General features: G+C 67.4%; 23 protein-coding genes. 9 read left to right on the top strand and 14 right to left on the bottom strand.

Features of this window, described 5'->3' with window-relative positions:
• The first annotated feature begins 100 nt into the window (after positions 1-100).
• Positions 101-2,233 (top strand): hypothetical protein, encoded by a 2,133-nt coding sequence (locus AC5RTS_RS13180; protein ID WP_493992468.1) that lies wholly within the window; start codon positions 101-103, stop codon positions 2,231-2,233.
• A gap of 98 nt (positions 2,234-2,331) precedes the next feature.
• Here AC5RTS_RS13180 and AC5RTS_RS13175 read toward each other — a convergent pair whose 3' ends face one another.
• The 3 genes from AC5RTS_RS13175 to AC5RTS_RS13165 all read right to left on the bottom strand — a co-directional run bounded on the left by AC5RTS_RS13175 (position 2,332) and on the right by AC5RTS_RS13165 (position 4,382).
• A complete protein-coding gene (locus AC5RTS_RS13175; protein ID WP_493992467.1) occupies positions 2,332-3,096 on the bottom strand; it encodes an IclR family transcriptional regulator in 765 nt (254 codons plus the stop codon).
• A 57-nt stretch (positions 3,097-3,153) separates the two neighbouring features.
• A complete protein-coding gene (locus AC5RTS_RS13170; RefSeq protein WP_493992466.1) occupies positions 3,154-3,750 on the bottom strand; it encodes a dihydrofolate reductase family protein in 597 nt (198 codons plus the stop codon).
• Between the two features lie 86 nt (positions 3,751-3,836).
• Complete coding sequence (locus AC5RTS_RS13165) at positions 3,837-4,382, bottom strand: thioesterase family protein (protein ID WP_493992465.1); 546 nt, start codon at positions 4,380-4,382, stop codon at positions 3,837-3,839.
• 151 nt (positions 4,383-4,533) lie between these two features.
• On the opposite strand from AC5RTS_RS13165, the gene AC5RTS_RS13160 reads away from it, so the two are divergent.
• A complete protein-coding gene (locus AC5RTS_RS13160) occupies positions 4,534-4,830 on the top strand; it encodes an EthD family reductase (protein ID WP_493992464.1) in 297 nt (98 codons plus the stop codon).
• A 22-nt stretch (positions 4,831-4,852) separates the two neighbouring features.
• Here AC5RTS_RS13160 and AC5RTS_RS13155 read toward each other — a convergent pair whose 3' ends face one another.
• The 5 genes from AC5RTS_RS13155 to AC5RTS_RS13135 form a co-directional block, all read right to left on the bottom strand.
• Positions 4,853-5,536: a DUF6308 family protein gene (locus tag AC5RTS_RS13155; RefSeq protein WP_493992463.1), complete on the bottom strand. Its 684-nt coding sequence runs from the start codon at positions 5,534-5,536 to the stop codon at positions 4,853-4,855.
• Between the two features lie 10 nt (positions 5,537-5,546).
• Entirely contained in the window at positions 5,547-6,548 is a 1,002-nt protein-coding gene (locus tag AC5RTS_RS13150) for a glycine betaine ABC transporter substrate-binding protein (RefSeq protein WP_493992462.1), read from the bottom strand.
• A complete protein-coding gene (locus AC5RTS_RS13145) occupies positions 6,548-7,207 on the bottom strand; it encodes an ABC transporter permease (protein WP_493992564.1) in 660 nt (219 codons plus the stop codon). Before AC5RTS_RS13145 ends, AC5RTS_RS13150 begins: the two co-directional genes overlap by 1 nt.
• Positions 7,208-7,323: 116 nt before the next feature.
• Positions 7,324-8,589 (bottom strand): ABC transporter ATP-binding protein, encoded by a 1,266-nt coding sequence (locus AC5RTS_RS13140; RefSeq protein WP_493992461.1) that lies wholly within the window; start codon positions 8,587-8,589, stop codon positions 7,324-7,326.
• Positions 8,582-9,223 carry an ABC transporter permease gene (locus AC5RTS_RS13135; RefSeq protein WP_493992460.1) on the bottom strand — a complete coding sequence of 214 codons (642 nt, stop codon included), beginning with the start codon at positions 9,221-9,223 and terminating at the stop codon, positions 8,582-8,584. The genes AC5RTS_RS13140 and AC5RTS_RS13135 overlap by 8 nt, the downstream gene beginning before the upstream one ends.
• Positions 9,224-9,770: 547 nt before the next feature.
• On the opposite strand from AC5RTS_RS13135, the gene AC5RTS_RS13130 reads away from it, so the two are divergent.
• Positions 9,771-10,274: a hypothetical protein gene (locus AC5RTS_RS13130; protein WP_493992459.1), complete on the top strand. Its 504-nt coding sequence runs from the start codon at positions 9,771-9,773 to the stop codon at positions 10,272-10,274.
• A gap of 75 nt (positions 10,275-10,349) precedes the next feature.
• On the opposite strand, the gene AC5RTS_RS13125 is transcribed toward AC5RTS_RS13130, so the two are convergent.
• Together AC5RTS_RS13125 and AC5RTS_RS13120 are read right to left on the bottom strand one after the other, a co-directional pair.
• Complete coding sequence (locus tag AC5RTS_RS13125; protein ID WP_493992458.1) at positions 10,350-10,814, bottom strand: DoxX family protein; 465 nt, start codon at positions 10,812-10,814, stop codon at positions 10,350-10,352.
• A gap of 71 nt (positions 10,815-10,885) precedes the next feature.
• Positions 10,886-12,061: a M20 metallopeptidase family protein gene (locus AC5RTS_RS13120; protein ID WP_493992457.1), complete on the bottom strand. Its 1,176-nt coding sequence runs from the start codon at positions 12,059-12,061 to the stop codon at positions 10,886-10,888.
• A 408-nt stretch (positions 12,062-12,469) separates the two neighbouring features.
• Between AC5RTS_RS13120 and AC5RTS_RS13115 the strand changes: the two genes are divergently transcribed.
• The 4 genes from AC5RTS_RS13115 (at position 12,470) to AC5RTS_RS13100 (ending at position 17,081) form a co-directional block, all read left to right on the top strand.
• Positions 12,470-13,870, top strand: a complete 1,401-nt coding sequence (locus AC5RTS_RS13115) for a sensor histidine kinase (RefSeq protein WP_493992456.1) — start codon at positions 12,470-12,472, stop codon at positions 13,868-13,870.
• A 312-nt stretch (positions 13,871-14,182) separates the two neighbouring features.
• Positions 14,183-14,911 carry a response regulator gene (locus AC5RTS_RS13110; protein WP_493992455.1) on the top strand — a complete coding sequence of 243 codons (729 nt, stop codon included), beginning with the start codon at positions 14,183-14,185 and terminating at the stop codon, positions 14,909-14,911.
• Between the two features lie 110 nt (positions 14,912-15,021).
• Positions 15,022-15,903, top strand: a complete 882-nt coding sequence (locus tag AC5RTS_RS13105) for an ABC transporter ATP-binding protein (RefSeq protein ID WP_493992454.1) — start codon at positions 15,022-15,024, stop codon at positions 15,901-15,903.
• Positions 15,900-17,081, top strand: a complete 1,182-nt coding sequence (locus AC5RTS_RS13100) for an ABC transporter permease (protein ID WP_493992453.1) — start codon at positions 15,900-15,902, stop codon at positions 17,079-17,081. Before AC5RTS_RS13105 ends, AC5RTS_RS13100 begins: the two co-directional genes overlap by 4 nt.
• Before the next feature lie 4 nt (positions 17,082-17,085).
• On the opposite strand, the gene malQ is transcribed toward AC5RTS_RS13100, so the two are convergent.
• Both malQ and AC5RTS_RS13090 read right to left on the bottom strand, forming a co-directional pair.
• Entirely contained in the window at positions 17,086-19,263 is a 2,178-nt protein-coding gene (malQ, locus tag AC5RTS_RS13095; RefSeq protein WP_493992452.1) for a 4-alpha-glucanotransferase, read from the bottom strand.
• Positions 19,264-19,332: 69 nt separating this feature from the next.
• Positions 19,333-19,665 carry a DUF6221 family protein gene (locus tag AC5RTS_RS13090; RefSeq protein WP_493992451.1) on the bottom strand — a complete coding sequence of 111 codons (333 nt, stop codon included), beginning with the start codon at positions 19,663-19,665 and terminating at the stop codon, positions 19,333-19,335.
• Between the two features lie 114 nt (positions 19,666-19,779).
• Here AC5RTS_RS13090 and AC5RTS_RS13085 point away from each other — a divergent pair, with 114 nt between their 5' ends.
• Positions 19,780-20,019, top strand: a complete 240-nt coding sequence (locus AC5RTS_RS13085; RefSeq protein ID WP_227902784.1) for a hypothetical protein — start codon at positions 19,780-19,782, stop codon at positions 20,017-20,019.
• Between the two features lie 32 nt (positions 20,020-20,051).
• On the opposite strand, the gene AC5RTS_RS13080 is transcribed toward AC5RTS_RS13085, so the two are convergent.
• Positions 20,052-20,816, bottom strand: coding sequence for an SDR family NAD(P)-dependent oxidoreductase (locus AC5RTS_RS13080; RefSeq protein ID WP_493992450.1), 765 nt, complete (start codon positions 20,814-20,816; stop codon positions 20,052-20,054).
• Between the two features lie 149 nt (positions 20,817-20,965).
• Between AC5RTS_RS13080 and AC5RTS_RS13075 the strand changes: the two genes are divergently transcribed.
• Positions 20,966-22,588, top strand: coding sequence for an AMP-binding protein (locus AC5RTS_RS13075; protein ID WP_493992449.1), 1,623 nt, complete (start codon positions 20,966-20,968; stop codon positions 22,586-22,588).
• Between the two features lie 36 nt (positions 22,589-22,624).
• Here AC5RTS_RS13075 and AC5RTS_RS13070 read toward each other — a convergent pair whose 3' ends face one another.
• The gene (locus tag AC5RTS_RS13070) at positions 22,625-26,083 is read right to left on the bottom strand and encodes a bifunctional proline dehydrogenase/L-glutamate gamma-semialdehyde dehydrogenase (RefSeq protein WP_493992448.1); all 3,459 of its coding nucleotides are present in this window, start codon (positions 26,081-26,083) and stop codon (positions 22,625-22,627) included.
• Positions 26,084-26,123 lie beyond the last annotated feature (40 nt).

The following is a 26,123-nucleotide window of genomic DNA, read 5'->3' as shown; positions in this document are numbered from 1 at the left end:
AACGGACCGGGCACCTTGCATCCGCGAAGGCTGCGCCCACCGGCGTGCTGCACGCAGCTCAGTCAGTCTCGACCCGTATGAAGCAGAAAAAGGATATTCAATGACGAGTTCCACGTCCGGGCGCGCATCATCCCGCCCGCACACACTTTTAACCGCCCTTTTGGCGTTGTTCCTGATCCTCCTGCTGGCCTTCTTTGTGCTGTTTACCGGCAAGGTGGCCGACGGCGCGGTGCAGCTGAGCGATGGCGCTGAGCGTGCCTCCACCGGTGCAGGGGACCTAAAGGAAGGCGCAGCCAAGGCCAAGGACGGTGCAGACAAAGTTGCTGCCGGCTCCAAGAAGGTCGACGACGGCGCAAACACCCTGGCCAACGGCATCTCCTCCGCCAAGGCCGGCGTGACCACGCTGAAGGAAGGAGCCACCACCCTCGATGAGGGTGCACTGAAGCTCCTCACCGGTGCCGAGGCTGCCAACACCGGCGCCAACAAGCTTGCTGCCGGTGCCACCACTGCCAACAGCGGTGCCCAGCAGCTGGCCACGGGCGGCGCCGCACTGGGTGCAGGCGCGGGCGAGCTCTCGGCCGGCGGTGCAGCACTGCAGGACGGCGCTCTCCGTATTGAGGGCGGCACCAAGCAGCTCGCCGCCGGTACGGGTGAACTGAAGAAGGGGGCCGGAGACGCCAAGGCCGGCGCCGGAGACATCGCCGCGGGAGCTGACCAGCTCGCCGCTGGTGCCGCCCAGCTGAATGATCCGAAGACCGGCGTGCCGTTCCTGGATGCCGGTGCAAAGCAACTCGCGGCAGGCACAGACGAGGCCGTCAAGGGCACCGAGGACCTAGAAGCCGGCGCGCTCCGCCTCAAGAACGGTGCAGCAAAGCTGCAGAACGGTGTCAACCAGCTTGCAGCTCCGGAGGCTGCACCCAAGCTTGCTGCCGGCAGCCGCCAGCTTTCCGACGGGCTCAACACGATCATTGGTTCCCCCACCGCACTTACCGAGGGTTCCGCCAAGCTCGCTGTCGGTTGGGGACTGCTCCGTCCGGCTGCCGACGGACTCGCGGCCGGCGCCTCCACGCTGGCTCAGTCCAATACAGGCTCAGTTACCGCTTCCCAGGAAGTAGTTGACTCGCTGACTGCTCTCCAGGGCGTGGCAGGATCCATGACCGCAGAGGAACTGAACACCGCGCTGGCACAGGCCCTCGGAAAGGCACAGGTCGCCAAGGCAAATGTGGACGGGATCTCTGCCGGTGCTACCGGCTTCAGCAATAACTATGAGAGTTTCAAACCGAATCTGGACGCGATTGTTGCCGGAGCGAGCGAGTACTCTGCAGGTGCTACCGCCTACAGCACTGGCCTGCTGGTCCTCAAACAGGGTGGCCAGGACGTCGCCGACGGTGCCGCGACGGTCAACGGCGGCATCATGCAGCTGCAGGTCGGATTCAACGTCGGCGACGGGACAAACCCCGGCCTCGCAGAAGGTGCCGACAACCTCTATGCCGGAACCCAGAAGCTGTCCGCCGGGTCCAAGGACCTGCAGGCAGGCGCCAAGCAGATTGCTGGCGGGACCGCGAAGGTGAAGACCGGAGTCGGCCAGCTGGCTGCCGGCATCGACATCCTCAAGACCGGAGCGAAGGCACTGGAAGCAGGCAACGGCAAGATTGCCGCAGGTGCCACCCAGCTCGACGCCGGCGCCAACGAACTCGCTTCCAAGTCACCGGAGCTCACTGCCGGTGCAGGCAAGATCGCCTCCGGCGCTGGCGAGCTCAACGCCGGCGCACAGAAGCTGTCCACCGGCGCAGGCACCCTCGCCACCGGCCTGAGCACGCTGGAGACCGGTGCGTACACGCTGGCCGACGGCAACTACAAGATCTACGACGGCACCATCAGCCTGGCTGACGGCACCGGCCGCCTCAACACCGGCACCCAGTCCCTGGACGAGGGCGTCACCAAGCTCGACGACGGCGGCAAGACCCTGACCGCAGGCACCAAGGACCTGAAGAAGGGTGCAGCGGATCTGGCTGACGGCAATGCCAAGCTGGCCGAAGGCAGCGAGACGCTGGCCAACGGCAACGGAGACATCGCCGACGGCGCCGACACCATGCGGGCCAGCACCACGGCACTGACTCCGGGTGAGATCCTCACCTCCCCGAAGATCCTCGCCGTGCTGATCCCGCTGCTGCTGCTGCTGGTTCCGATCGGTATGCTGGTCGCCGGCACCCGCCGCAACGCACAGCACTAGCGTTTCGGAGCGCCACCGCATCACCTCGCATCACTAAAGGAAGGGCAGGAACCGCACCCGCGGTTCCTGCCCTTCCCCGTTAACCGGAAATGTGGTGCCTAGCGTGCGGCGAGGTTCAGCTCCGCGGAGATGCGTTCCGCCGCACTGCGCAGGGCGGGGATGGCACGGCCCGCAAACCCTTCGTCCACGCGGGATACCGGGCCGGAGACGGAGACGGCCGCAGGTGTGGGCGCGTTTGGCACGGCCATCGCGAAGCACCGCACGCCAAGTTCCTGCTCCTGCTCGTCAACGGAATAACCGCGCTCCCGGATCAGCGCCAGGTCCGCCAGCAGCGCCTCGATGTTCCCCAGGCTGTAGCTGGTGGGGGTGGGCATACCGGCCCGCTCCACGATGCTGCGCACCTTCGCGTCGGGCAGCTGCGCCAGGATTGCCTTGCCGACGCCGGTGTCATGGGTGTGCGCGCGGCGTCCGACTTCGGTGAACATCCGCATGGAGTGCTGCGAGGGGACCTGGGCAATGTAGACCACCATGTCGGCGTCGAGCACCGCCATGTTGGCGGTCTCGCCCAACTCGTCCACGAGGTCCTTCAGGTGCGGCAGCGCCACCGAACCGAGCTGCTGGTTTGCGCCCTCCCCCAGCCGGATCAGCTTCGGACCCAGCGCATAACGACGGTTGGGAAGCTGCCGGGCGTAGCCCAGCCCCACAAGGGTGCGCAGCAGCCGGTGAATGGTGGGAAGCGGCAGGCCTGCGGAGGCAGCGAGTTCGCTCAGCGTGACTGCCCCGCCGGCATCGGCAATTAGTTCCAGCAGTTCAAAGACACGTTCCACCGACTGCACGCCGGATCCGGCGGCCCGTTCAGCCATAGTTGACCCTCCCGATGCTCATCGCCGAGTTTATCGCATCGCGGAAAATAGTTCTCGTCAGTGGGAGTTTTCCTGCCGCCGGACAAGGGTGACGGCCAGCGCCCCGGAGTCCGTGGTTTCCTTGCGTGTCAGGGTGTAGGCACCCAACTCCGACGGGGAGTCAAAGAGCCTCTTGCCCTCCCCTACCGTGACGGGCAGAATCAGCAGGCGGTAGGCATCCACGAGGTCCGCCGCATAGAGGAACCGGGCCAGTTGCCAGCTCCCGTGGACCTGGATTTCGCTGCCGCCGTGGGATTTGAGTTTCTCCACGCCGGCCCGTACGTCACCGCGGATGACACGTGTGTTGTTCCACCCCGCGTTCTTCACCGTGGCCGACACCAGATACTTGGGCATCGAATTGATGTGCGAGGCCACCGGATCAAACGGATCGGTATCGGCCTCCCAGAACGGCCGGAGCAGCTCATAGGTGCGGCGGCCAAGCAGCAGCGCGTCCCCGTACCCGAACCATTCCGTTGCTATCCGGGAAACACCGGCATCCATGTGCCGGATCATCCACCCGCCCCGGGTGAATCCGCCGGAGGTATCCTCATCGGCACTTCCCGGGCCCTGCATCACACCGTCCAGCGACAGGAACGTATTGACCGTCAGTTTCACCGAGCACCCCTGTCCCTCTCACCTCGTTCCAGCGTCGGCCCGGGGAGGGCGGGTGTCAACGCCCGGGCCGGGGCACCGCCGTCGTCCTACCAGATGTGGGGAGCGGGACGGCGGGTGCTCGGCAGCGCGACGCTGGCGCGCCACTCAGTGATCCATTCGGGCAGTACGAGGTCCGACGGCGGGACGGCGCCCACCTTCTTGAAAATCTCCTCGTTGGACACCGGACCGTTCTTCGAGAGGAACCGGCAGCCGATGTGCGCACTGGCGTAGATCTCGCCGTCGGCAACCATCCGCTGCTCCAGGTAGATCGCACGGTCATCAAAGCCGACAATCCGGGATTCAATGGTGTAGCGCTGGTGCAGCTGCAGCGACTTGCGGAAGCTGATGGTCTCGTTGTTCACCACCGGGTTCCACCGGTTCTTCTTCATCTGGTCCCACATCCCGCTGCGCACCAGCAGGTCAAACCGGCCCAGGTCCATGAGTGAGAGGTACATGCCGTTGTTCAGGTGCCTGGCAACGTCGATGTCCGTCACCAACACCCGCATGGGCACGGAGGAGGAATCGAAGAACCCGAGCTTCGGGCGGCGGCGGGCACGGAAGAGGATCAGGATGGTGCGCAGAATCAGGTGCATGGCCGCTATATTACCGCTCAGTAACTTAGACCGGTAGACCGCCCGCCTTCTTTTCCTCCCGAGTCGCCGCGGCTTCACGCCGACGCCCGTCCTCCCACAGGTTGCCCCGCCACTCTGTCCCGGCGCCGCCAGCCACGCTAACCTGCCCGGCATGCATACCCTCGTTGTCCTCTATGGACATCCTCTGGACCCCCAGGCCTTCCGGACGTATTACAACCAGGTACACCTTCCCCTGGTGCGGAACATTCCGGGGATCCGCGCCCTGCGCGAATCCCGGGACCTCACCGCTCCGGAGGGCACGGCCCCGTACTTCGCCCTGTTCGAAGCGGATTTCGATGACGAGCCCGCCATGCAGGAGGCCATGACCACCGCTGAAGGCCAGCTTGCCAACGCCGACATTCCCAACTTCGCCACCGGCGGCGTAACCGTTTTCACCTACCGGCGCTAGCCACCCGGCGGCATGCCAGGCCTCAGTCTTCACCGGCCATACGTTTGTAGCCGCGCCTCCGGCAGTCCATCCACAGGATGACATCCATGGCCCGCAGCGTGGAGACGGGGGCTGGCAGCTCCGCCCGGTGTTGAATGTCGGCGAGCCTGCGGGCGAGATCCCGGCCGTCTGCCGTCAGCAGCGAATACCACTCCTCCCACTGCGTGAGCGAGGTACCCAGACCGGCACTTCGAGCCACCGTGGCATCCCAGATCGGGATCAGTTTCGGCCTCTTCCGGGCCAGCAGCTTGCTGGCCTTGCCGGACCCCGCCTTCCACTGCCCGCCCTTGTATCCGCGGAGCAGGTCCCAGAGCAGCCAGGCCGGGCTTTCCTTGCCCAGCACATGGAAGTATTCGACGGCGGTGACATCCTCCATCGCGAGGTCCACGGGGATGCGCTCCAGCAGTTCACCAATCTGCGCCGACCCGGTTTCCAGCAGCCCCACCACGCCGGGACCCGTAATCTCCTCCCCGAGCAGGGCAAGTGCCAGCACGTCATCGGCGGTGATGCGGTTCGCGACCTCCGGAGCGTCCCCTCCGCCGGCCCACGTGTCGAACCGCGCGCCGGTGCGCACGTGCCCCGAGGTCAGCTTTTGCCGGTAGTAGCGGTGCAGCAGGTCCGCGGCGTCGTCGATGTGGTTGGCGTCAAGGATTGCTGGCAGGTCCACGGTGTCCACCTCACTCGGGAGCGGTAATCAAGCCCTTCGAAACCATCCAGTCATAGGCGACGTCGGCGGGTTCCTCACCGTTGACGTCCACGGCCAGGTTCATCCGGCGCAGCTCCTCATCGGTCAGCAACGGAGTGATCTGCGCGAAAACGGCCTCAAGTTCCGGATATTCCTCCAACGCTTCCGTGTTGAAAACCGGTGCGGCGTTGTACGCCGGGAAGTACGCCAGATCATCCTCGAGCACGGTCAGCCCCAGGGAATCGATCCGCCCGTCCGTGGCAAAGACCTCCCCGAAGTTGCATTCGCCGGCGTCGGTGGCCGAATACACGGCGCCGGTGTCATAGATGCCGATGTTGCCTTCCGGGACTCCGTCCGGCGAACCGCGTGGCAGGCCGTACCGTTCCAGCATCGGGTTCATCCCGTCGGGGCGGGAGTTGAATTCCGCCTCCAGGCAGAACGTGCGTTCCTCCACCGGCAGGGCGGCAATATCGGAGATGCTGCCCACCCCCAGTTCCTCGGCGGCTTCACTGCGGATGGCGAACGCGTAGGTGTTGTTCATGGGGGCGGGCGCTCCCCAGGTCAGGCCATTGGCCAGATCCGCGTCATGCACCGCCTGCCACTGCTTCTGCTTGTCCGCAATTCCTTCAGACTTACCCAGGTACGCAATCCAACCGGTGCCGGTGTATTCCCACGTCACGTCCGCCTGTCCGGACACCATCAGTTCGCGGGCCGGCTGGCTGCCGGGGATGTTGGTGAGGTCAGTGACATCAAACCCGGCAACCTTGGTTGCCAGCACGGAGATTTTGCCCAGGATGAGCTGTTCGGTGAAGTTCTTCCCCGTGACGGTGAGTTTCGCGTCCTCAGGCAGGCCGTCGATGCGCTGGATGGACCCGGGGTCGGCTTCCGGAACGTAGGAGGCGGCCGGCTGCAGTCCGCATCCGGCCAGCAGCAGGCCGACGACGGCGGCGCCTGCCGCTGCGAACCGGATACGGGCCGGTTTCGGCGTCTTCATCAGAGTCCTTTCGGCCGGGCCACGTGCTCCACGACGCGTCCGATCCAATCCACGATCAGGGCCAGCAGCGCCACCAGCACGGCGCCGGCCACCAGCACGGTGGTGAGGTTCAGGTTCACTCCGGTGGTGATGAGGATGCCCAGCCCGCCGCCGTTCACGAAGGTCGCCAGGGTGGCGGTGCCCACCAGCAGCACCAGCGCGGTCCGCACCCCGGAGAGCATGATCGGCACGGCCAGTGGCAGCTCAAGTTTGAACAGGACCCCCGATGAGCTCATTCCGACACCGCGGCCCGCCTCCACAATGCGGGGGTCCACCTGCTGCAGGCCCACCATGGTGTTGCGCATGACAGGCAGCAGGGCATAAACGACCAGGGCGCTGACGGCGGCCTGGAACCCGAACCCCAGCCAGAAGGCCAGCAGCACCAGCAGCCCGATCGCCGGTGCTGCCTGTCCGATATTGGCCAGCGCCATCACTGGTCCGGTGATCCGGTGCAGCCGGCCACGCGTCAGGACAATGCCCAGCGGGATCGCGATCACCAGCACAATCACCGCGGCGACACCGGTGAGGAGCAGGTGCTGCACGGTGTAGTCCCAGAGGGCAGCCGGGGCCAGGGTGGTGCGCTCGGTGGCGCTCAGCTCAGCGGTACTCAGCCAGAGCATCAGCAGCGCAAAGGCCACCGCGATTCCCGCCAGCTGCAGGAGCAGCGGGCGCCACGACGCCGGGACGGCGCCATTCTGCGCCTGGGTCTGGGCCGCTGCCTGCGAAGCCGCCGCGCTCACGACGTCGCTCCCGTGCCGGCAGCGTCCTGGACCGGGACCGGGTCCCCGGCACGCTGAATCATGCCGCTGTTGACGCCCACGGGTGCGCTCGACGAACCCTGCTGCGCGGCGTCGTTCGCTGCAGTGATGGCCTCCATCACGGTCTGCACCGTGACCATGCCCAGGAAACTCTCGCGCGGGCCGGTGACCAGGGCCGCGCCGGTGCTGGAAACCAGCATGGTGTCCAGGGCGTCATTCAGGGTTGCCTGGTTGCCGATCACCGGAAGGCGTGGATCAACGGCGTCGGTATGCCGGTCCAGGCGGCTGAGCTGGCGGCGGGAAAGCCATTGGATGGGCCGGCCGCGTTCATCGAGCACCACTGCATTCTGTTCGCCGGCGCCCTGCAGGCGCGAGAGGGTATCGCTGGCGAGGTCCCCGACAGACGCCGTCACGGGGGTCACCAGATCCACCTCGTTGACGCGCGTGAGGGTCAGCTGTTTCAGGCCGGCACCGGAGCCGATGAAATTCTCCACGAATTCGTTGGCCGGATTCGCCAGGATCCGTTCCGGGGAATCGTACTGCACCAGTTGGGCGCCCTCGTCGAAAATGGCGATCCAGTCACCCAGCTTCACCGCCTCGTCGAAGTCATGGGTGACGCAGACAATTGTCTTGTGCAGCTCGGACTGGATGTGCAGCAGTTCATCCTGCAGCCGCTGACGGGTGATCGGGTCCACGGCGCCGAACGGTTCATCCATCAGCAGCACCGGCGGGTCCGCCGCCAGGGCACGGGCCACGCCCACCCGCTGCTGCTGGCCGCCGGAAAGCTCCTTGGGATACCGGTCCCGGTACAGGGCCGGATCGAGGGACACCAGCTCCAGCAGCTCGTCCACCCGCGCCCGGATCCGGTCCTTGTCCCAGTTCAGCATCTTGGGCACCACCGCGATGTTCGCCGCCACGGTCAGATGCGGAAACAGCCCGCCGGCCTGAATCACGTAGCCGATGCCGCGGCGCAGCTGGTCGCCGTCGATCCCCGTGACGTCTTCGCCGTTGAGAATGATCCGGCCGCTGGTGGGTTCAATGAGCCGGTTGATCATTTTCAGCGTGGTGGTCTTCCCGCAGCCCGAAGGGCCGACCAGCATGACAATGCTGCCCTGCGGGATTTCCATGGTCAGTCCGCCGACGGCCGGTTTCGCCTGCCCCGGGAATTGCTTGGTGACATCTTCGAGAAGGATGCCGGCACCTGCGGCCTTGGCATCATTTGCAGGGGATTCAGTCTCAGACACGGATACCTCGCGGGGTTGTGAGCCGGCCGAGGCCGACTAGGAGCAGGTCGAGAATCAGAGCCAGCAGGATGACGCCGACGACGCCGACCACCACCGATTGCAGGGAGTTGGCACCTCCCAGCCGGGAGAGGCCTGAGAAGATAAAGCCGCCCAGGCCCGGGCCCAGGGCGTAGGCCGCAATGGCGGCAATGCCCATGACCATCTGCGCGGAAACGCGCACCCCCGCCAGAATGACCGGCCAGGCCAGGGGCAGTTCAATCCGCAGCAGGGTACGCAGCCGGCTCATGCCGATCCCGCGTGCGGATTCCACAACGGCGGGAGAAATGCCGGACAGGCCCACCACCGCGTTGCGCAGGATCGGAAGGGTCGCGTAGAACGCCACCACAATCACCGCCGGTGTGGCGCCGAATCCGACCGGCGCTATCAGCAGGCCGATCAGGGCGAAGGATGGCAGTGTCAGGCCGATGGCCGAGACGGCGTTGGCCACCCCAGTGAGGGTTTTGTTGCGGTAGACCAAGGCTCCGATGACCACGGCAATCACGGTGGCCAGGATCAGGCACTGCACCACCAAGCTGAAGTGCTGCCATCCGGCGAACAGGATCTGCTGATACCGGTCCGCCACGAAATCCCACACATCAAGACCTCTTCGCTCTGGCTGGGAAAGCTCCCTGGGCTCCGTTCCGGTTCTGCAGCAACGGTTTCCCTGCAGCGGCCGGCCCGCTGCTTCTTCCCATTAAGCGCCGATCTACCCCGAACCGGAACAACCCGGCGCCGGTACAGCCGGTTTGGTCTGGTTTCCGGTTCGGGCGCTCTAGTTGGACATTCGGGGTTCATGGGTCCGGGCAGCGCCCGTAAGCACCTGCCGACCGGGAATCCGCGCCTTCCGGCGGACCCCGCGTAGTCCATAGTGCAGTTATTGCACTCTGGAGTGACCGCTGGCTACATCTGCTGCACTATGAATGCCGTGACATGCGGGTTCGCAAACCTCCTCGGCGGAAATCGACGGTGTGGGAAATAACTGCCACTGCGCGTTGGAGGGATTTCCCAAATCGGCAGGGAAACGCACAAACCGGAGCGGGAAGGCTGCGAAGCCCGCTGTGCCGGGACCGCAGCACTGGTTGGCGCCACAAGGCCCCCCGTAAATCCCCGCGGAGGCCCCGGTGTCCCCTAGAGTGTCCGCCATGGACTCCCCGCCGCTGATCGCCTACATCGTCTTCGGCGTCGGCCTTGTGGCTCTAGGACCGGTGGCCCTCATCATGGGCATCCGGGCCTACACCGGGCGCTATACCTCGTGGCTGGCCCTGAGGGTGGCAACAGGTTCCACCGCCAAGCATTCCCGTCTGGGGTTTGTGTGCTTTTGGGCCGGACTGATGTTCACCGGTGCCCTGGCGGCGATGGGCCTGGGGCTGATGGGCGCACCCGAGGCCCTGGTCCGGGTGATCACCTGGGTGTCGTGGTCCGTTGGCCTGCCCATCGCCATGATGCACCAGTATTTCCTGCCGAAGTTCCTGCGCCCCCTGCTGCTGCCCAGCTGGTACCGGGAATGGGAAGCAGCCCAGTTCGAGCGGGAGGAACGGGAGGATCAACGACGCCGGGCCCGGCGCCAACGCCGCCGGGAGAAACGCCGGAAGGAAAAAGACGCATCCAGGAAAAAGCAGGAAAAAGCGGCGTCGTCTCCCCGCTGACGGCCGCGAAGCGGGGATGCCTGGACTTTCCGTAAGGCCCTGAGCGTACGCAGGACCTATCCGGGACCGATTGCGTCAGCGCCGCCGGTCATCCTGCTCCCGCAACGCCTTCCACGCCCCGGTGGACCACAGCGCCCAGATGACCAGCAGCGGCTGGAAGAAGAGCCGGACCAGCCGGGCGCGGTCTGAATCCAGTCCGAAGGCGTCAGTGTGCGTCACGTACTGGGAGATATTGCCCGGGAAAATGGCGATGAAGAACGCGGCCGCCGCCAGCCCCGCGGGCACCCGGCGTTTGCGCAGCAGGATCAGCGACGCGCCCAGGCTGAGTTCGGCGACGCCGGAGAGCAGCACCACCGCGTCCTCTTCCAGCGGCACCCAGCCCGGAACCTGGGCCTGGAATTCCTGCCGGGCAAAGGTCAGGTGCGAGGTCCCGGCGAAGGCGAGAAACGCCCCGAGGGCGACGGCGCCCACCCGCCGGGCTTTCGACGTCGGCAGGGCCGGGCGGACAGCAACGGCACGGAGCTTGGAAAGTGCAGACATGCCCCGACGCTAGCACTGCCAGGGACCGGGCGGGTGCGGCCTGCCCGGTCCGGCTCATCCGCCGGCGACCCCTAGGTCAGCCGGTTGTAGGCCAGCTGCGCCAGCGCGGCAGCCTGGTCCCCCAGCACCGAATCATCGAACACCACCCGCGGCGAGTGGTTCCAGGCCGCGGTCACGGGATTGACCTCCGGCGGGGTGGCGCCCAGGAACAGGAAAGTTCCGGGCACCTCGTTCAGGATCAGGGAAAAGTCCTCCGAGCCCATCAGCGGGTCCCGTGATTCGACCACCCGGTCCTCACCGAAAATCTCCCGCAGCCCCGTGATCGCCTCCCGGGTCCGGCCGGCGTCGTTGGTGGTGACCGGATACCGGATGGTGAAGTCCACCTCGACACTGCATCCGTGGGCAGAAGCGATCCCTTCGGCGAGCGCCTTGGACTCCACAATGACGCGGTCCAGGGATTCCTCCGACAAGGTCCGCACCGAGGCACCCAGCCGCGCGGAATCCGGGATGACGTTGATGGCCTCGCCGGCGGAGAGCTGGGTGACGGTCAGCACGATCGGATCGAAAGCGGAAAACCGCCGCGTGGCCATGGTCTGCAGCGCGGTGGCAATCTCGGTCAGCGCGGGAACCGGGTCAACGGCGGTCTGCGGCTGGGAACTGTGCCCGCCGGACCCTTTCACGGTGATCCGCAGTTCGTTCGCCCCGGCCATCAGGGTGCCCGGCTTGGTGCGGAAGACGCCCCGCGGACCGGGCCGGACGTGGATCCCGTAGGCCGCAACGGGACGTTCGCCGGCGGCGTCGAGCACTCCTTCGTCAATCATCAGGCTGGCGCCGTCATGGCCTTCCTCCCCGGGCTGGAACATAAAAATGACGCTGCCGGAAAGGTCCTCCTGCTGCGCGCACAGCAACCGGGCGGCACCCACCAGTCCGGCGACGTGCAAGTCATGGCCGCAGGCATGCATATTGCCGTTGCCGGAGGCGTACTCCAGATCGGTCAGCTCGGCCACGGGCAGCGCATCCATGTCCCCGCGCAGCAGTACTACCGGCCCGGGCTCCGCGCCCCGCAGCACGGCGATCACCGACGTCGACTTCACACCCAGCGTGATCTCCAGGTCCAGGCCCTCCAGCGCCGCCAGCACCTTGGCCTGCGTCAGCGGCAGGTCCAGGCCGGTCTCCGGCTCGCGGTGCAGGGACCGCCGCAGCGCCACGAGCTCCGGGAGGATCGCCTGTGCTTCTTCTACAAACATGCTTTCAGTCCTGTCATCCGCGCTGATGCCCGGCCGCCGGGATCTCCGTGCTGCCGCTCCTTACGCAGTAAATCACTCCTTTCCTGCCGGCACAGCCTTGGTGACGGTCCGCCACCGTCCCGGGACGGCAATCCAGCACAGAATCCCACCGAGTGGTACTGGTGTACCCCTAAGGGGAACCGTCAGCCCCACCAGCACCACTGGGCGGGAAACCCTGCCGGCCGGAGACCGCCGGAGCAGACCACCGCCAGCCGCCAGCCGCCAGTCGCCAACCGCCAACCGCTGCCTACTGCCAGCTGCTGCCTGCTACTGCCTACTGCCTACTGCCGCAGGGTGCCCCAGAGTCCCCCCGACGTTCATCCCTGCGGCGGAGCCTCCGGCAGGGGTCCGGATCCTAGACTGGTCAGCATGATGGAGACTTTGGCCTTCGAGACGGCCGGCCCGGCGGCTGCGCAGCGCGGCTCCGCGCGCCCCCGCTTACGGGTACTGCTGCCCTGGCGCACCGGGGAGGACTGGGAGCGTCCGGGCCCCACCGAGGAGCAGCAGCGCAACGATGTGCTCGGCACCCTGGCCCTGCTGCTCGTAGCGGCCTTCATCCTGGAGGTCAGCCGCGGAATCGGCGCCGCGGCCGGTGAAACCCGCCCGATCTGGGCGCAGCACGCGGCCCTGGCACTGATGATCCTGCCCCTGCTGGTCCGGCGCCGGTTCCCCGTCCTGGTGATGCTGGCCAGCAGCGCAGCGTTCCTCTCCCTGTCCCTGCTGGTGCCCAGCGTCTCCGGGCAGATGGCGTTCCAGGCGGCCTATTTCGCCTCGCTGTACACCGCGGTCGCATGGGCCCGGGACCGGAGGGCGCTCTGGCTGGGTATTACGGTGGTCATCGCCGTTATGGCCCTGTGGGTGCTGCTCTCCTTCACCGTGTCCTCTTCCTATGACGGCATGCTCGAACGGTTGAACGAAGGTGATGAGACCTACCGCGGCTTCCTTCCGCCGCTCACCTCCCTGGCCATCTACAACACCGCCGTCAACGCCGCCTACTTCGGCGGGGCGATCATGTTCGGCATGAGTTCCTGGCGCAGCGCGCACCAGCGCGAGCTGCTGCTGAAGCAGTCCGCCCAGCTTGAAGCGCAATCCGCGGAACTGGCCCGCCAGGCGGTGCTGGATGAACGCCTGCGCATCGCCCGGGAACTGCACGACGTCGTAGCGCACCACATCGCCGTCATCGGCGTCCAGGCCGGCGCGGCCCGCCGGGTGCTGGAGAAAAAACCCGATGCCGCGGCCGGTGCCCTGCAGACCATTGAGGCGTCCTCCCGTGAAGCGGTGTCCGAAATGCGTGCCCTGCTGGGGGTGCTGCGTGCCGAAGAGCAACCGGCTGCGGAGTCCGACGGCGGTGCGCGGCGCACTCCGGAACCCGGCCTCGCCGATCTGCCCGCCCTGGTGGCCGAGCATGAGCAGCTGGGACTGCGGGTTGCCTACCACCGGTCCGAGGAGGAACCCGGTGCATTGGACCGCATCCCGGCGCCGCTCGCCCTGTCCATTTACCGCACGGTGCAGGAATCCTTGGCCAATGTCCGCCGGCATTCCACGGCCGGAGGTGCCGTCGTCGCCCTGCGTACCGGTTCCACCGGCTCCGCCACCTGGGTAGAGGTGGAAACCGTGGACGACGGCCGCCCGCGCAGCGGCAGTACCGCAGGCTCCGGGTTCGGCCTCCGCGGCATCCGCGAACGGGCGGCGCTGCACCGCGGGCACAGCGAGATCGGTCCGCGGGAAGGCGGCGGCTGGCGGGTCCGAGTCCGTTTCCCGCTCTCCTGACCCCGGCCGCCACCCCGCCGGAGCGGGCCCCGACCTGAGCCCCGGCGCCACGCCCTCCGACGCCACGCCCTCCGACGCCACGCCCTCCGACGCCACGCCCTCCGACGCCAGAACAGCCGGACGCCAGGACAGCCGCCCGCAGGACAGCCGCCCGCAGGACAGCCCGAGGACACAGTCCCGTCACATCCCAGCACCGGCCGCCGGTCCTCCCCGGGGATGCCCTCCCATGCCGCTACCGTGGTGTTACGCGGGCCGTGCAGGCATGATCCGCGATGTGTGGGGGTAATCCCGTTGAAAGGGAGGATAGAGAAAATGGAACCGATCCGGGTTCTGCTGGCAGATGATCAGGCACTGGTGCGGGCCGGCTTTGCCATGATGCTCTCCGTCGAGGAGGAAATCGAGGTGGTGGGCCAGGTGGCCAACGGCCGTGACGCCGTCGACTTCGCCGCCAGGAACCCGGTGGACGTCATCCTGATGGACGTACAGATGCCTGTTTTGGACGGCATCCGGGCCACGGAACAGGTAGTGGCTGCCGGTACCGCGAAGGTCATCATCCTCACCACCTTTGAGCGCGATGACTACCTCTTTGACGCCCTGCGCGCCGGTGCCAGCGGGTTCCTGCTCAAGAACGCGGACCCCGATGACCTGGTGGCGGCCGTGCACGCCGTGGCCTGCGGGCATGCCCTGCTGGCGCCGGAGATGACGGTGCGCGTTATTGAACGATTCGCCAGCCAGCAGCGGGAGGGAACAGCCGGAACGGCTCCCGCCGGACCGGCCGCGCCCGTCCCGTCCCCGGCCGCCAGGGAGACGCAGAAACTCCTCGATTCCCTGACCTCCCGCGAGCGCGAGGTCCTGGTGAACGTGGCCGCCGGGCGCAGCAACGCCGAGATTGCCGCGGGCATGTTCGTGGCGGAGGCAACCGTCAAAACGCACGTGTCCAACCTGCTCGCCAAGATCCAGGTCCGCGACCGGGTGCAGGCCGTGGTGTTCGCTTATGAATCCGGGCTCATCCTCGCGGGGGACAAACCCGCAGCGCACTAACCCGCACGGCCCTCCCCCGGGTGGCCGATCCTCCGCCGCAGTGCCCTCACTAGGCTTAATGGTGAAGATCACCCACTGAGCCCGGCCTGCCGGGAAAAGGAGCGGCCACCATGCTGCAGGTACGCAGCCTCACCCGGCGTTTCGGAGACAAGACCGCCGTGGACAACGTCAGCTTCGACGTCCCCTCCGGCAAGATGACCGGGTTCGTGGGCGCCAACGGTGCCGGCAAAACCACCACCATGCGGATGATCATGGGGGTGCTCACCCCCAGCGACGGTGAAGTCCTGATGGATGACGTGCCGCTGACCGCCAAGATGCGCTCGCGCTTCGGGTACATGCCCGAAGAGCGCGGCCTCTATCCCAAGCAGCCCATCCTGGACCAGCTGGTCTACCTCGGCCAGCTGCACGGCATGAGCCAGAATGACGCACGCAGCTCCGCACTGGACATGCTGGAACGGTTCACGCTGGCGGACCGGACCAAGGACAAACTTGAATCCCTGTCCCTGGGCAACCAGCAGCGCGTGCAGATCATCGCGTCCCTGATGCACCGGCCCACTGCCCTGATCCTGGACGAGCCGTTCTCCGGCCTGGACCCGGTGGCCGTGGATTCCATGGTGGAGCTGCTGCGCGACTACACCGCGCAGGGCGTGCCGGTGCTCTTCTCCAGCCACCAGCTGGACCTCGTGGACCGGCTCTGCGACAACCTGGTGGTCCTGCAGCAGGGCCGGATGATTGCCTCCGGTACCGGCGAGGACCTGCGTGCCCGGGCCGCCAACCGGCACCGGGTCACTGTCCTCCCCGACGCCGGCTGGATCCGGGAAGAGCCCGGCGTGCGGGTGATCGACGTCGCCGGCCCCACCGCCGTCGTCGAACTGGAGGACGACGCCGCCGGGCAGCGGCTGCTGGCCGCCGCCCTCTCCCGTGGGTCCGTGGAAGAGTACGCCCCCATCCGTCCGTCCCTGAGCGAGATCTACCGCGAGGTCACAGCATGAGCACCGAACGTTCCACCGCCCCCTGGGCCATCGTCACCCTCCGCGAGGTGATGGTGAAGGCCCGCGACCGCAGCTACCTCATCTCCACCCTGGTCACCGTGCTGATCATTGTGGGAACCGTGCTGTTCAACGCCTTCATGAGCACCCGCGGCGAGGAATACACCGTTGCTGTCACCGGCACCGAAGGCCAGTCGGTGGTAGCCCTCGCGGATGAGGCAGGCCAGGCCGACGGCGGCAACACCGCCTTCGAAGCCGTGACCGCGGATTCGCCCGACGCCGCCCTGCAGCTGGTCAGGGAGGATGAGGCGGACGCAGCCCTGGTGCGTGAGGACGGCACCTGGACCCTCACCGGGCTCACCGAAATCGGCAACGGCCTGCAGGGCGGTCTGGCCGAGGCGCTGCGCAGCTACGCCCTGGAGAGCAATGCGGCTGCCGCCGGCACCACCTCCGCGGAACTGCTGGCCGGCTCCGAACTGGAATCCGAGCTGCTGGAAGGCAGTGCGGAGAACCAGCTGCTGGCCACCATTGTCGGCTTTGTCTTCGCCTTCCTGTTCTACATGGCCGCCATCATCTTCGGCATGGCCATTGCCACCTCCGTGCTGGAGGAGAAGCAGAACCGGGTGGTGGAGATCCTGGCCACCGCCATTCCCATCCGGCAGCTGCTCTACGGCAAGGTGGCCGGCAACACGGTCCTGGCCATGGTCCAGCTGGCCCTCTACGCCGGTGCCGCACTGCTGGCACTGAACCTCACCGGCACCGCAGAGACCGTGGGAGCAATCATCCCGGCGTCCGGCTGGTTCCTGGTCTTCTTCCTGGCCGGGTTCCTGATCCTCGCCTCGGCCTGGGCCATGATCGGCTCCATGGCCAGCCGCAGCGAGGATCTGAACAACAGCTCCGCGCCGGTGCTGACGGTGATCATCGTGGCCCTGTTCGCCGGCATGTTCGCCAAGGGGCAGCTGCTCGTCGCCGCGTCCTTTGTGCCGGTGGTGTCCTCCGTCGCCATGCCGGTGCGGATGCTCAACGGCGAGGTGCCGCTCTGGCAGACCCTGGCGTCCCTGGTCATTGCCCTGGTGGCCGCCTACGGCCTGCTGCGCTTCGGCGAGCGGATCTACCGCCGGGCCGTGATGCAGAGCGGCGGTTCGCTGACGCTGCGCAAGGCCATGAAGCTGGAACAGTAGGAGGCTAGAGACCGTCCCGCATCAGGGCCGCCAGGGAACGGAACCGTTCGTTCCCCTCCAGGTCCTCGAGCAGCACCGCTTCACCGTCGGGGCCGCTGAGGGGTATCCGCCAGTTCGGATACTCGTCGGCGGTCCCCGGCTGGTTCTGCGTCTTTTTCTCGCCCACCAGATCCGCCAGCGCCACCCCGAGCAGGGCCGACGGGGTCTGCAGCACAAACCGGTGCAGCGCCTCCACGGTCCGCTGCACTTCCTCCCCTTCAAGCTGCCCGGCCACCTGTCCGGAAGAATCAGCAGGCAGCAGCCCGCGCTCACGCAGCACGGCCAGCACGGCTTCCTGCGCCTCGCTGTCGGCCTTACGCTCTTCTTCGACCGGCCGGTTGAGCAGGCCCAGGGACTCACGCAGGTTCACGTGTTCGCCCGCCAGATACCCGGCGGTGGGCGGCAGGTCGTGGGTATTCACGCTGGTCAGCGCGCCCACCCGGTATTCCTCGGGGGCACGCGGTCCGTCCTCGGTCTGCTCGAACCAGAGGATGGAGGTGCCCAGCACCCCGCGCTCGGCCAGGTACTCCTGCACCCACGGTTCGAAGACACCCAGGTCCTCGCCGATGACGACGGCGCCGGCGCGCTGGGCTTCCAGCGCCAGGATGCCGATGAGCGCCTCGTGGTCGTAGTACACATATGCCCCCTCACCGGGAGACTCCGCGTCCTGCGGAATCCACCAAAGCCGGAACAGCCCCAGGATGTGGTCCACCCGGATGCCGCCGGCGTGGCGGAGAATTGTGCGGATCATGTCCCGGTAGGCGGCGTAGCCGGATTCGGCCAGCCGGCCCGGGTGCCACGGCGGCTGGCTCCAGTCCTGGCCGCGCTGGTTGAACATGTCCGGCGGAGCGCCTACGGAGATTCCCTGCGTCAGCACGTCGCGCAGCATCCACGCATCGGCGCCGCCGGGGTGCACGCCCACGGCCAGGTCGTGGATGATGCCGATGCCCATGCCGGCCTTTTTGGCGGCCCGCTGCACGTTCTCCAGCTGTTCGTCGCAGATCCACTGCAGCCATTTGAAGAATTCGATCCGCTCCTGCAGCCGCGGCAGCTGTGCCAGCACGTAGTCGCTCTCGGGCCCGGTGGCTTCGTTCCATTCCGGGGCGCCGGGCGCCAGGTCCTCGGCCAGGGCGCACCAGCGGGCGAAGTTCTCCAGGCCCTGACCGGCGTCGGCCTTGAAGGCCTCGAACTGACGCTGCCGGCCCGGCGTGCGTTCCACGCCGAACACGTCCCGAAGGACCGCCAGCTTCGCCGCGTAACTGGCATCTCGGTCGAGCTCCCCGGCGGAGGAGTTGGCCGGGTAGAGGGCCCGTGCCGCTTCCTCAGCCGCCTGATGCTCTGCGTCACCGAGGTAGGCGAATTCCGGTACCGCCTCCACCCGGATGTAGAGCGGGTTGAAGAACCGGCGGGTGGTGGGCAGATAGGGGGAGGGTTCAATGGGCGGAACGGGTTCCGCGGCGTGCAGCGGGTTGATCAGCACAAACCCGGCGTTGTAGTCGGCGCCGACGACGGCGGCGAGGTCCGCCAGATCCGTCAGATCGCCAATGCCCCAGGAGCGGCGGGAGCGCAGCGAGTACAGCTGGGCCTGTGGCCCCCACGCCGGTTGCTCCTGCAGGGCGTCCGCGGTGTCCAGCCGGTCCGGGGTCACTACCAGGGTCGAGGCGGCACGGGTCTCGCCGGCTTCCAGCTCCAGCCGGTGCCATCCCAGCGGCAGGCCGCTCGGCAGGGGAACCTGGGTGCGGGCCAGCACCGCGCCCTCCACGTCGAGTTCCGCGTCGGCCTCCGCAGGCCAGTCCAGGCTGAGTTCGCTGCCGTCCTCCAGCCGGATGCGCAGCTTCGCTGCGGTGTCCCGGGGCAGGTGTACGGACACGGCGCCGGGCCGGCCGCGGCGGACGACGGCGGTGGGCGGCAGCGGACGCTTCCAGCCGGCCGTCTCCGACTCGGCAAGGGACCGGAGCAGGTCCTCCTCTGTGTCCACGGCGAGCCCGAGTGCGGTGAGGACACTGCGCAGGGTCTTCTCCGAAACCTGCCGCTCGGTCCCGTCCCAGCCGGTAAACGTAGTGGCAACTTTGTGCAGGCCGGCAAGCCGGTGAAGCAGGTCGCCGGCTTCCGGAACGGGCTGGGTGTTTGGCGTTTCACTCATGCCACCAATCTATGGCCCCTGCCCGGCCGCCGCATCCACGGCCTCCGCCGGCACCGGATTCAAACCCGGCTAGGGGCTCTCCTGCGTCAGCCGCCAGCCGTCCTGGAAGTCCGGGTGGTCCTCGTGCACAGCCGCCAGCGCAGACAGTGCCAGCCGGGTCCATTCCAGTTCCTCGCGGAACCGTGGATCCTCGTCGTCATCCTCTTCCAGAACCATGCGGGCGAGGGCATGTCGGCGGGCGCCCCCGATGATCTCGATGAGCATGAGCTTGGTTTCGCATTCCTTCAACAGACGCTCTTCGTACCAGCGGTCGGAGAGGGAAACGTTGGAAGATGCGAGTAGTTTGCGGGCCTCGGAGATGTCCTCCTGGAAGCGTGTGACCAGGAAATCCACGATATCCATGGCCGAAGCTTACCGGCCGGGGGTGCCCGAGTGAGAGGGTCCTATGCGTGATCGGGAATATTTTATGGGTATACGTCTGTTGGCATAAATATCAACAATCTCAGGAGGCGCCTTTTGCCGGTAGCTAACGCTCCCACTCCGCCCACGACTGCCCGCGCCAAGCGCGTGCGCAGCATCCGTACCCTTCGCCGCGGGGACACCATAGAAGCCCGCAGCGGTGGCGAAACCTATTTCCACGGTGAGGTCCAGGACACGGCCCCCGGCCTGTCCACGGTCTGGATCCGTGACGAATCCAGCGGCCTGCGGACCGCACTCAGCATGGATGATTTCACCCTCTGGAAGATCCCTGCCTAGGTTCCTTCCAGTCCCCGCCCGCCGGAAAAGCATCAGTCAATGAGGCTTCCGGCACTAATGTTCAGTGTTGCCGCTGTCATGCTGGCAGCCCGGTCGGAGGCGGCAAATGCCGCTGCATAGCCGACCTCTTCCAGGGTGGCGGCGCGGCCCAGCATTGTGGCGTTGGTGATGGCGTCGGCGATTTCGCCGGCGCCTTCCATGTTTTCGGGCAGGCTTTCCGGAATGCCGCCGGAGCGCAGCGTCACCACCCTGATGCCGAACGGGCCCAGCTCACTGGAGAGCTGGCGGCGCATCGATTCCATGGCTTCGAACGCCGTCTGCAGGCCGCCCAGGTACAGCCCGGGCACCGGGTTCCCCGAGCCGCCAAACACCAGGATCACCCCGGACCGCTGGCGCATCATGTGCCGGGCCGCTGCCTGGGCGGTCAGAAACAGGGTTTGCACGGCGGTAGAGACCGGACGCAGATAATCCGCCAGGGCCATCTCCGCCATGGGAGTGCCCTGCACGTCCCCGTGCTGGATGACGTTCACGGAGATGTCCAGACTGCCTGCCGCGGCCGCCACATCATCGGCATGCCGGTTGACGGCGCCCTCATTGGTGGCATCCAGCAACGCCGTCTGAACCTCTCCCCCGGCCCGGCGGATGCGCTCCGCCACGGCCTCGAGCGGTTCCGCCGTGCGGCCGGCGAGGAACACCCGGGCCCCTTCCTGGGCGAAGGCCTGCGCCACGGCACCGCCAATGGCCCCTCCGCCGCCGTAAATTACCGCGTTCCTGCCGATGAGCATGGGCTGCTGCATGGGGACCCTCCCGGGGTTGGCCTGCACCAGCCATCATGAACCGGACAGCGGAGGAAACACAATGTCCGTCCCGGATGCTCCCTCGCCTAGCATGGACACCATGGCCGTGGAGTGATCCACGGCACACCTGCTGGAACGGAGCTGCATCTATGTCTTTCGCCCTCACTGTCCCGGGACCGGCGGCACCTGCCGTCCTGCTGTGCGATCGCCACCCCGCCGACGCGGTGGCCTTTACCGTTATTGACCCTGATCTCACCTCCGTGGACCTGACCTACGGTGAGCTGCGGGAGGGCTCCGAACGGGCCGCCGCCGCCTTCGCCCGGCTCGGTGTGCGCCGGGGAGACCGCGTGGCCACGCTGATGGGCAAGAGCGCCGAGCTGGTCACTGCCCTGCTGGGCCTGTGGCGGCTGGGTGCGGTTCACGTGCCGCTGTTCACTGCCTTTGCCACCCCTGCCATCCAGGTCCGGCTGGCCGCCAGCGGAGCCGCCGTGGTGCTTGCCGACGCCGGCCAGCTGGACAAGGTGACGCCACTGGTTTCGGAACTGGGGCTGACGGTGCTGGTGTCCGGAGACGGCGGCGGACGGGAAACACAGGAGACGCCTGCGGGCGCCGCGGATACGCGGGCCTGGGAGGAACTGCTGCGCACCGAACAGCCGGGGCTGGCACCGGCGGTACTGGATCCGGCCGATCTGCTGGTGGAAATCTTCACGTCCGGCACCACCGGGGCGCCCAAGGGCGTCCCCGTACCGCTCAAGGCGCTGGACGCCTTTTCCGCCTACTTCCGCTACGGCCTGGACGTACGTGAAGATGACGTGTTTTGGAACGCCGCGGATCCCGGCTGGGCTTACGGACTGTACTACGGGATCCTGGCGCCTTTGGCGGCAGGGCGCCGCAACCTGCTGCTGCGCGGAGGTTTCAACGCCAAACTCTGCTGGGAGATCCTGGGCCGCTTTTCGGTCACCAACTTCGCCGCCGCGCCCACCATTTTCCGTTCGCTGCGCGCCGAGGCGCCCGACGGCGTCGGGCAGCTGTCCCTGCAGCGCGCCTCCAGTGCCGGCGAACCGCTGGACGCCGAGACCATCGGCTGGGCCAACCGCACCCTGGGCACCGTGATCCGGGACCACTACGGGCAAACCGAAATGGGCATGTGCATTGTCAACGGTTGGGAAGAGTCCGTAAACCGGGAGATCCGGCCCGGCTCCATGGGCCACGCACTGCCGGGCTACCGCACCGAGGTCCTCGCCCTGGACAGCGAGGAAGCGGCCGCCGCGGGTGAAAAGGGCCGGGTGGCCATTGATGTGCCCGCCAGTCCGCTGATGTGGTTCAGCGGCTACACGGACAACCCGGAAAAGACTGCCGAGCGGTACAGCAGTGACGGGCGCTGGTACTTCACCGGGGACACCGGTTCCCGGGATGAGCAGGGCTACACCTATTTCTCCGCCCGGGACGATGACGTGATCATTATGGCCGGCTACCGGATCGGCCCGTTTGAGGTGGAATCGGTCCTGGCCACCCATCCCGAGGTCGCCGAAAGCGCAGTGGTCGGCGTACCCGACGAGCTGCGCGGGGAACGGCTGGAGGCGTATGTGGTGCTGCGTTCCGGTTCCGGTTCGCCGGAGCTGGCCGCGGAACTGCAGCAGTTGGTGAAAACCCAGTACGCCGCGCATGCCTATCCGCGAACCGTGCACTTTGTCACCGAACTGCCAAAAACGCCGAGCGGAAAGCTGCAGCGTTTTTTGCTGCGTGCTTCCCACCCGGCGTCCCGTTCCTGACCCTTTATCCGGCCTTCCGGCCGGCGTCAGGCGGAGCTAGATCAGCGCGTCCGACAGGTGGTTCGGCGTGCCGAACCGGTGAGCGGTGATGCTGACGGCCTGCTCATGCAGGAACGGCAGCAGCTCCACGCGGCCGGCTTCGGTGACCGGCTGGGCGTACACGGCGAGGTCCGGGGTGCCGCCGGTGGCCTCGGCCAGGGCCAGCGTAGATCCACCGATCAGCCGGACCCGGCCGGAGGTCAGCGCGGCGGCGGAGGCCAGCCATGCGGCGTCGTTCTCCACGGTAAACCCGATGCCGAGTTCCGTGAGTACGGCGCGGACGCCGGCGGGCAGGTCGAGTGCCGAGGAGACCGTCACTGCCGATCCCGCGGTCACGGCAGCAGCCAGGACCCGGACCAGCGCGGCGGCGGACTGCCCCTCGGAGAGGCGGACCGTCACCGGCACCGGCACGTAGCGGAACACGTTGCGCTCGGCGGAGAGGGCCGAAACGTCCTTGGCGGTGCCGAACTCCCCGGCCCAGGCAGCGGCGTCACTGTGTGCCGCGCGGCGGAGGAACGCGGCGTCGTCGGCACCGAAGACCGAGCCTGCCGATTCCGCGGCTGAAACCAGGCGTGCGGCAGCGGAATCGGTGCCCAGCTCGGGGGCACCGGTACCTTCCGCGGCTTCCCAGTTGCCCAGGCCGATCAGGTAGTTCGGACCGCCGGCCTTGGTGCCGGCGCCCACGGCGGACTTCTTCCAGCCGCCGAAGGGCTGGCGGCGGACAATGGCGCCGGTGATGCCGCGGTTCACGTACAGGTTGCCCGCCTGGATGCGGTTCAGCCAGATCTCCATCTCCGCGGGATCCAATGAGTGCAGCCCGGCGGTGAGGCCGTAGTCAATGTCGTTGGCCATGTCGATGGCCTCTTCCAGCGTCTCGGCGGTCATCACGCCCAGGATCGGGCCGAAGTACTCTGTGAGGTGGTACTCGGAGCCGCGGCGTACGCCGGTGCGGATGCCCGGGCTCCACAGCCGGCCGCTGTCATCGAGCTGTTCGGGCTGCAGCAGCCAGGTCTCCCCCGCACCGAGCTCGGTCAGGCCCTTGAGCAGCTTGCCGGCAGCGGGTTCGATCACCGGGCCCATCTGCGTGGTGGGATCCTCCGGGTAGCCGACCTTCAGCGACTGCACGGCATCCACCAGCTGGTTGCGGAAGCGGGGGGACTTCGCCACGGAACCGACCAGGATCACCAGCGAGGCGGCCGAGCACTTCTGTCCGGCGTGGCCGAAGGCGGAGGCGGCGACGTCGCGGGCAGCGAGGTCAAAGTCGGCACTCGGGGTGACAATCACCGTGTTTTTGCCGGACGTTTCCGCCAGCAGCGGCAGGTCCGGGCGGAAGGAACGGAACAGTTCGGCCGTCTCGTAACCGCCGGTGAGGATCACGCGGTCCACGGCAGGGTTGGAGATCAGCTGGCGGCCCAGCTCCTGCTCGCCCAGCTGGACCATCTGCAGCACGTCGCGGGGCACACCGGCCTCCCAGAGCGCTTCCACCATGACGGCACCGCAGCGGGCGGACTGGCGGGCGGGCTTAATGACGACGGCGGACCCGGCGGCCAGTGCGGCCAGGGTGGAGCCGGCGGGGATGGCGACCGGGAAGTTCCACGGCGGGGTAACCACGGTCAGGCGGGACGGCACGAAGGTGGCGCCTTCGACGGCGTCGAGCTCGCGGGCCAGTTCCGCGTAGTAGTGCGCGAAGTCGATGGCCTCGGACACCTCGGGGTCCGACTGGTCCAGGGTCTTGCCGGTTTCCGCGGCCATGACCTCCATCAGATCCGCGCGGCGGGCCTCCAGGACCTCACCGGCGCGGTGCAGCACCTCGGCGCGCTCCGCGCCGCTGAGCGCACCCCAGGCCTTGCCCTGGGTGACCGCGGTGTTGATGACGGTCTCCAGTTCGGCTTCGGTGCCGACGGCGGCGGCCGCCACGGCGGCCTTGCCCAGGTCGGAACCCGGGACGCGGGCAAGGATGCCGCGGCCCCAGGCCTGGTTGGCGGGAAGCGAGGGATCGCTGTCCGGAGTGTTGTCGAAGCTGTCCGTGGCGGCCGCGGCGGCGGGCAGGCTGCGGTCCTGCACGCGGTGCGGGGCCGGCACCGCGGTGTCCAGGTTCTCCACCGATGCCAGGAAGCGCAGCTTTTCGCGCTCGAACAGTGCCTCGTTCTCGGCCAGTTCAAAGACCGCGGACATGAAGTTCTCGGAGCTGGCGCCCTCTTCGAGGCGGCGGATCAGGTAGGCGATGGCGACGTCGAACTCCGCCGGGTGCACTACCGGGGTGTAGAGCAGCAGGCTGCCGACGTCGCGGCGCACCACTTCGGCCTGGCCGGCGGCCATGCCCAACAGCATTTCGAATTCGATGCCGTCCCGCACGCCGCGTTCCCCGGCCAGCAGCCAGGCGAAGGCGACGTCGAACAGGTTGTGGCCGGCGACGCCGATGCGCACGTTCCCGATCCGGTCCGGGTGCAGGGCGTAGTTGATGACCCGCTTGTAGTTGGTGTCACTGTCCGCCTTGGTGTGCCAGGTGGCCAGCGGCCAGCCGTGCAGGGAGGCTTCCACCTGTTCCATGGGCAGGTTGGCGCCCTTGACCACGCGCACCTTGATGGCGGCACCGCCGTCGGCCCGCCGATTGGCGGCGAATTCCTGCAGCCGCACCATGGCCGAGAGGGCGTCCGGCAGGTAGGCCTGCAGCACGATGCCGGCTTCCAGGTCCTTGAATTCGGGGTTGGAGAGGATGCCGGTGAAGACCGCCATGGTCATCTCCAGGTCCTTGTACTCCTCCATGTCCAGGTTGATGAACTTCTTCACCGGGGACTGCGCGGCACGGCGGAAGAGCGGGGTGAGGGACTCGATCACGTGCTCCACTGCCTCGTTGAAGGCCCACGGTGAATGCGGGGCCACGGTGGCGGAAACCTTGATGGAGACGTAGTCGACGTCGTCGCGGGCCAGCAGGGCATGGGTGCCCTCAAGCCGGCGGGCTGCCTCGTGCTGGCCGAGGACGGCCTCGCCCAGCAGGTTCATGTTCAGCCGGATGTTGTCCTTGCGGATACCGGCGATGGCCTTGCCCAGCTTGGCGTCGGTGGCGTCCACAATCAGGTGGCCCACCATTTCGCGCAGCACCTTGCGGGCAGCGGGGATCACCACCTGCGGCATCACCGGGCCGAGGATGCCGCCGGCGCGGACGGCCGCGCGCATGTACCAGGGCAGGAAGCCGGGCACGCGGGGAGCCAGGGCGGCGAGGTTGCGGGCGGCAACGCGGATGTCTTCCGGGCGGACCACGCCGTCCACAAAACCGACGGTGAAGCCGAGGCCGTCCGGGTCCTTCAGGACGCCGGCAAGCTGCGCGGCGGAGGCGTCTACGGGCACTGCTGCCGCCTCGGTCAGCCAGCGGCGGACAAGGGCTACGGACTGCTCTGCCAGCCGGGAGTCGGGGAGCGCATCGGCGGTGCTGCGGTCCTCAAAGGTATCGGTCATTTTCCTGCTGCTCTTTTCGTCTAACAAGTGGCTATCCCCC

It is taken from the genome of Arthrobacter sp. MDT1-49-2, assembly GCF_059090185.1.
The sequence above is the reverse complement of the archived record's forward strand: the minus strand, read 5'-3'. Positions and strand labels throughout refer to the sequence as shown.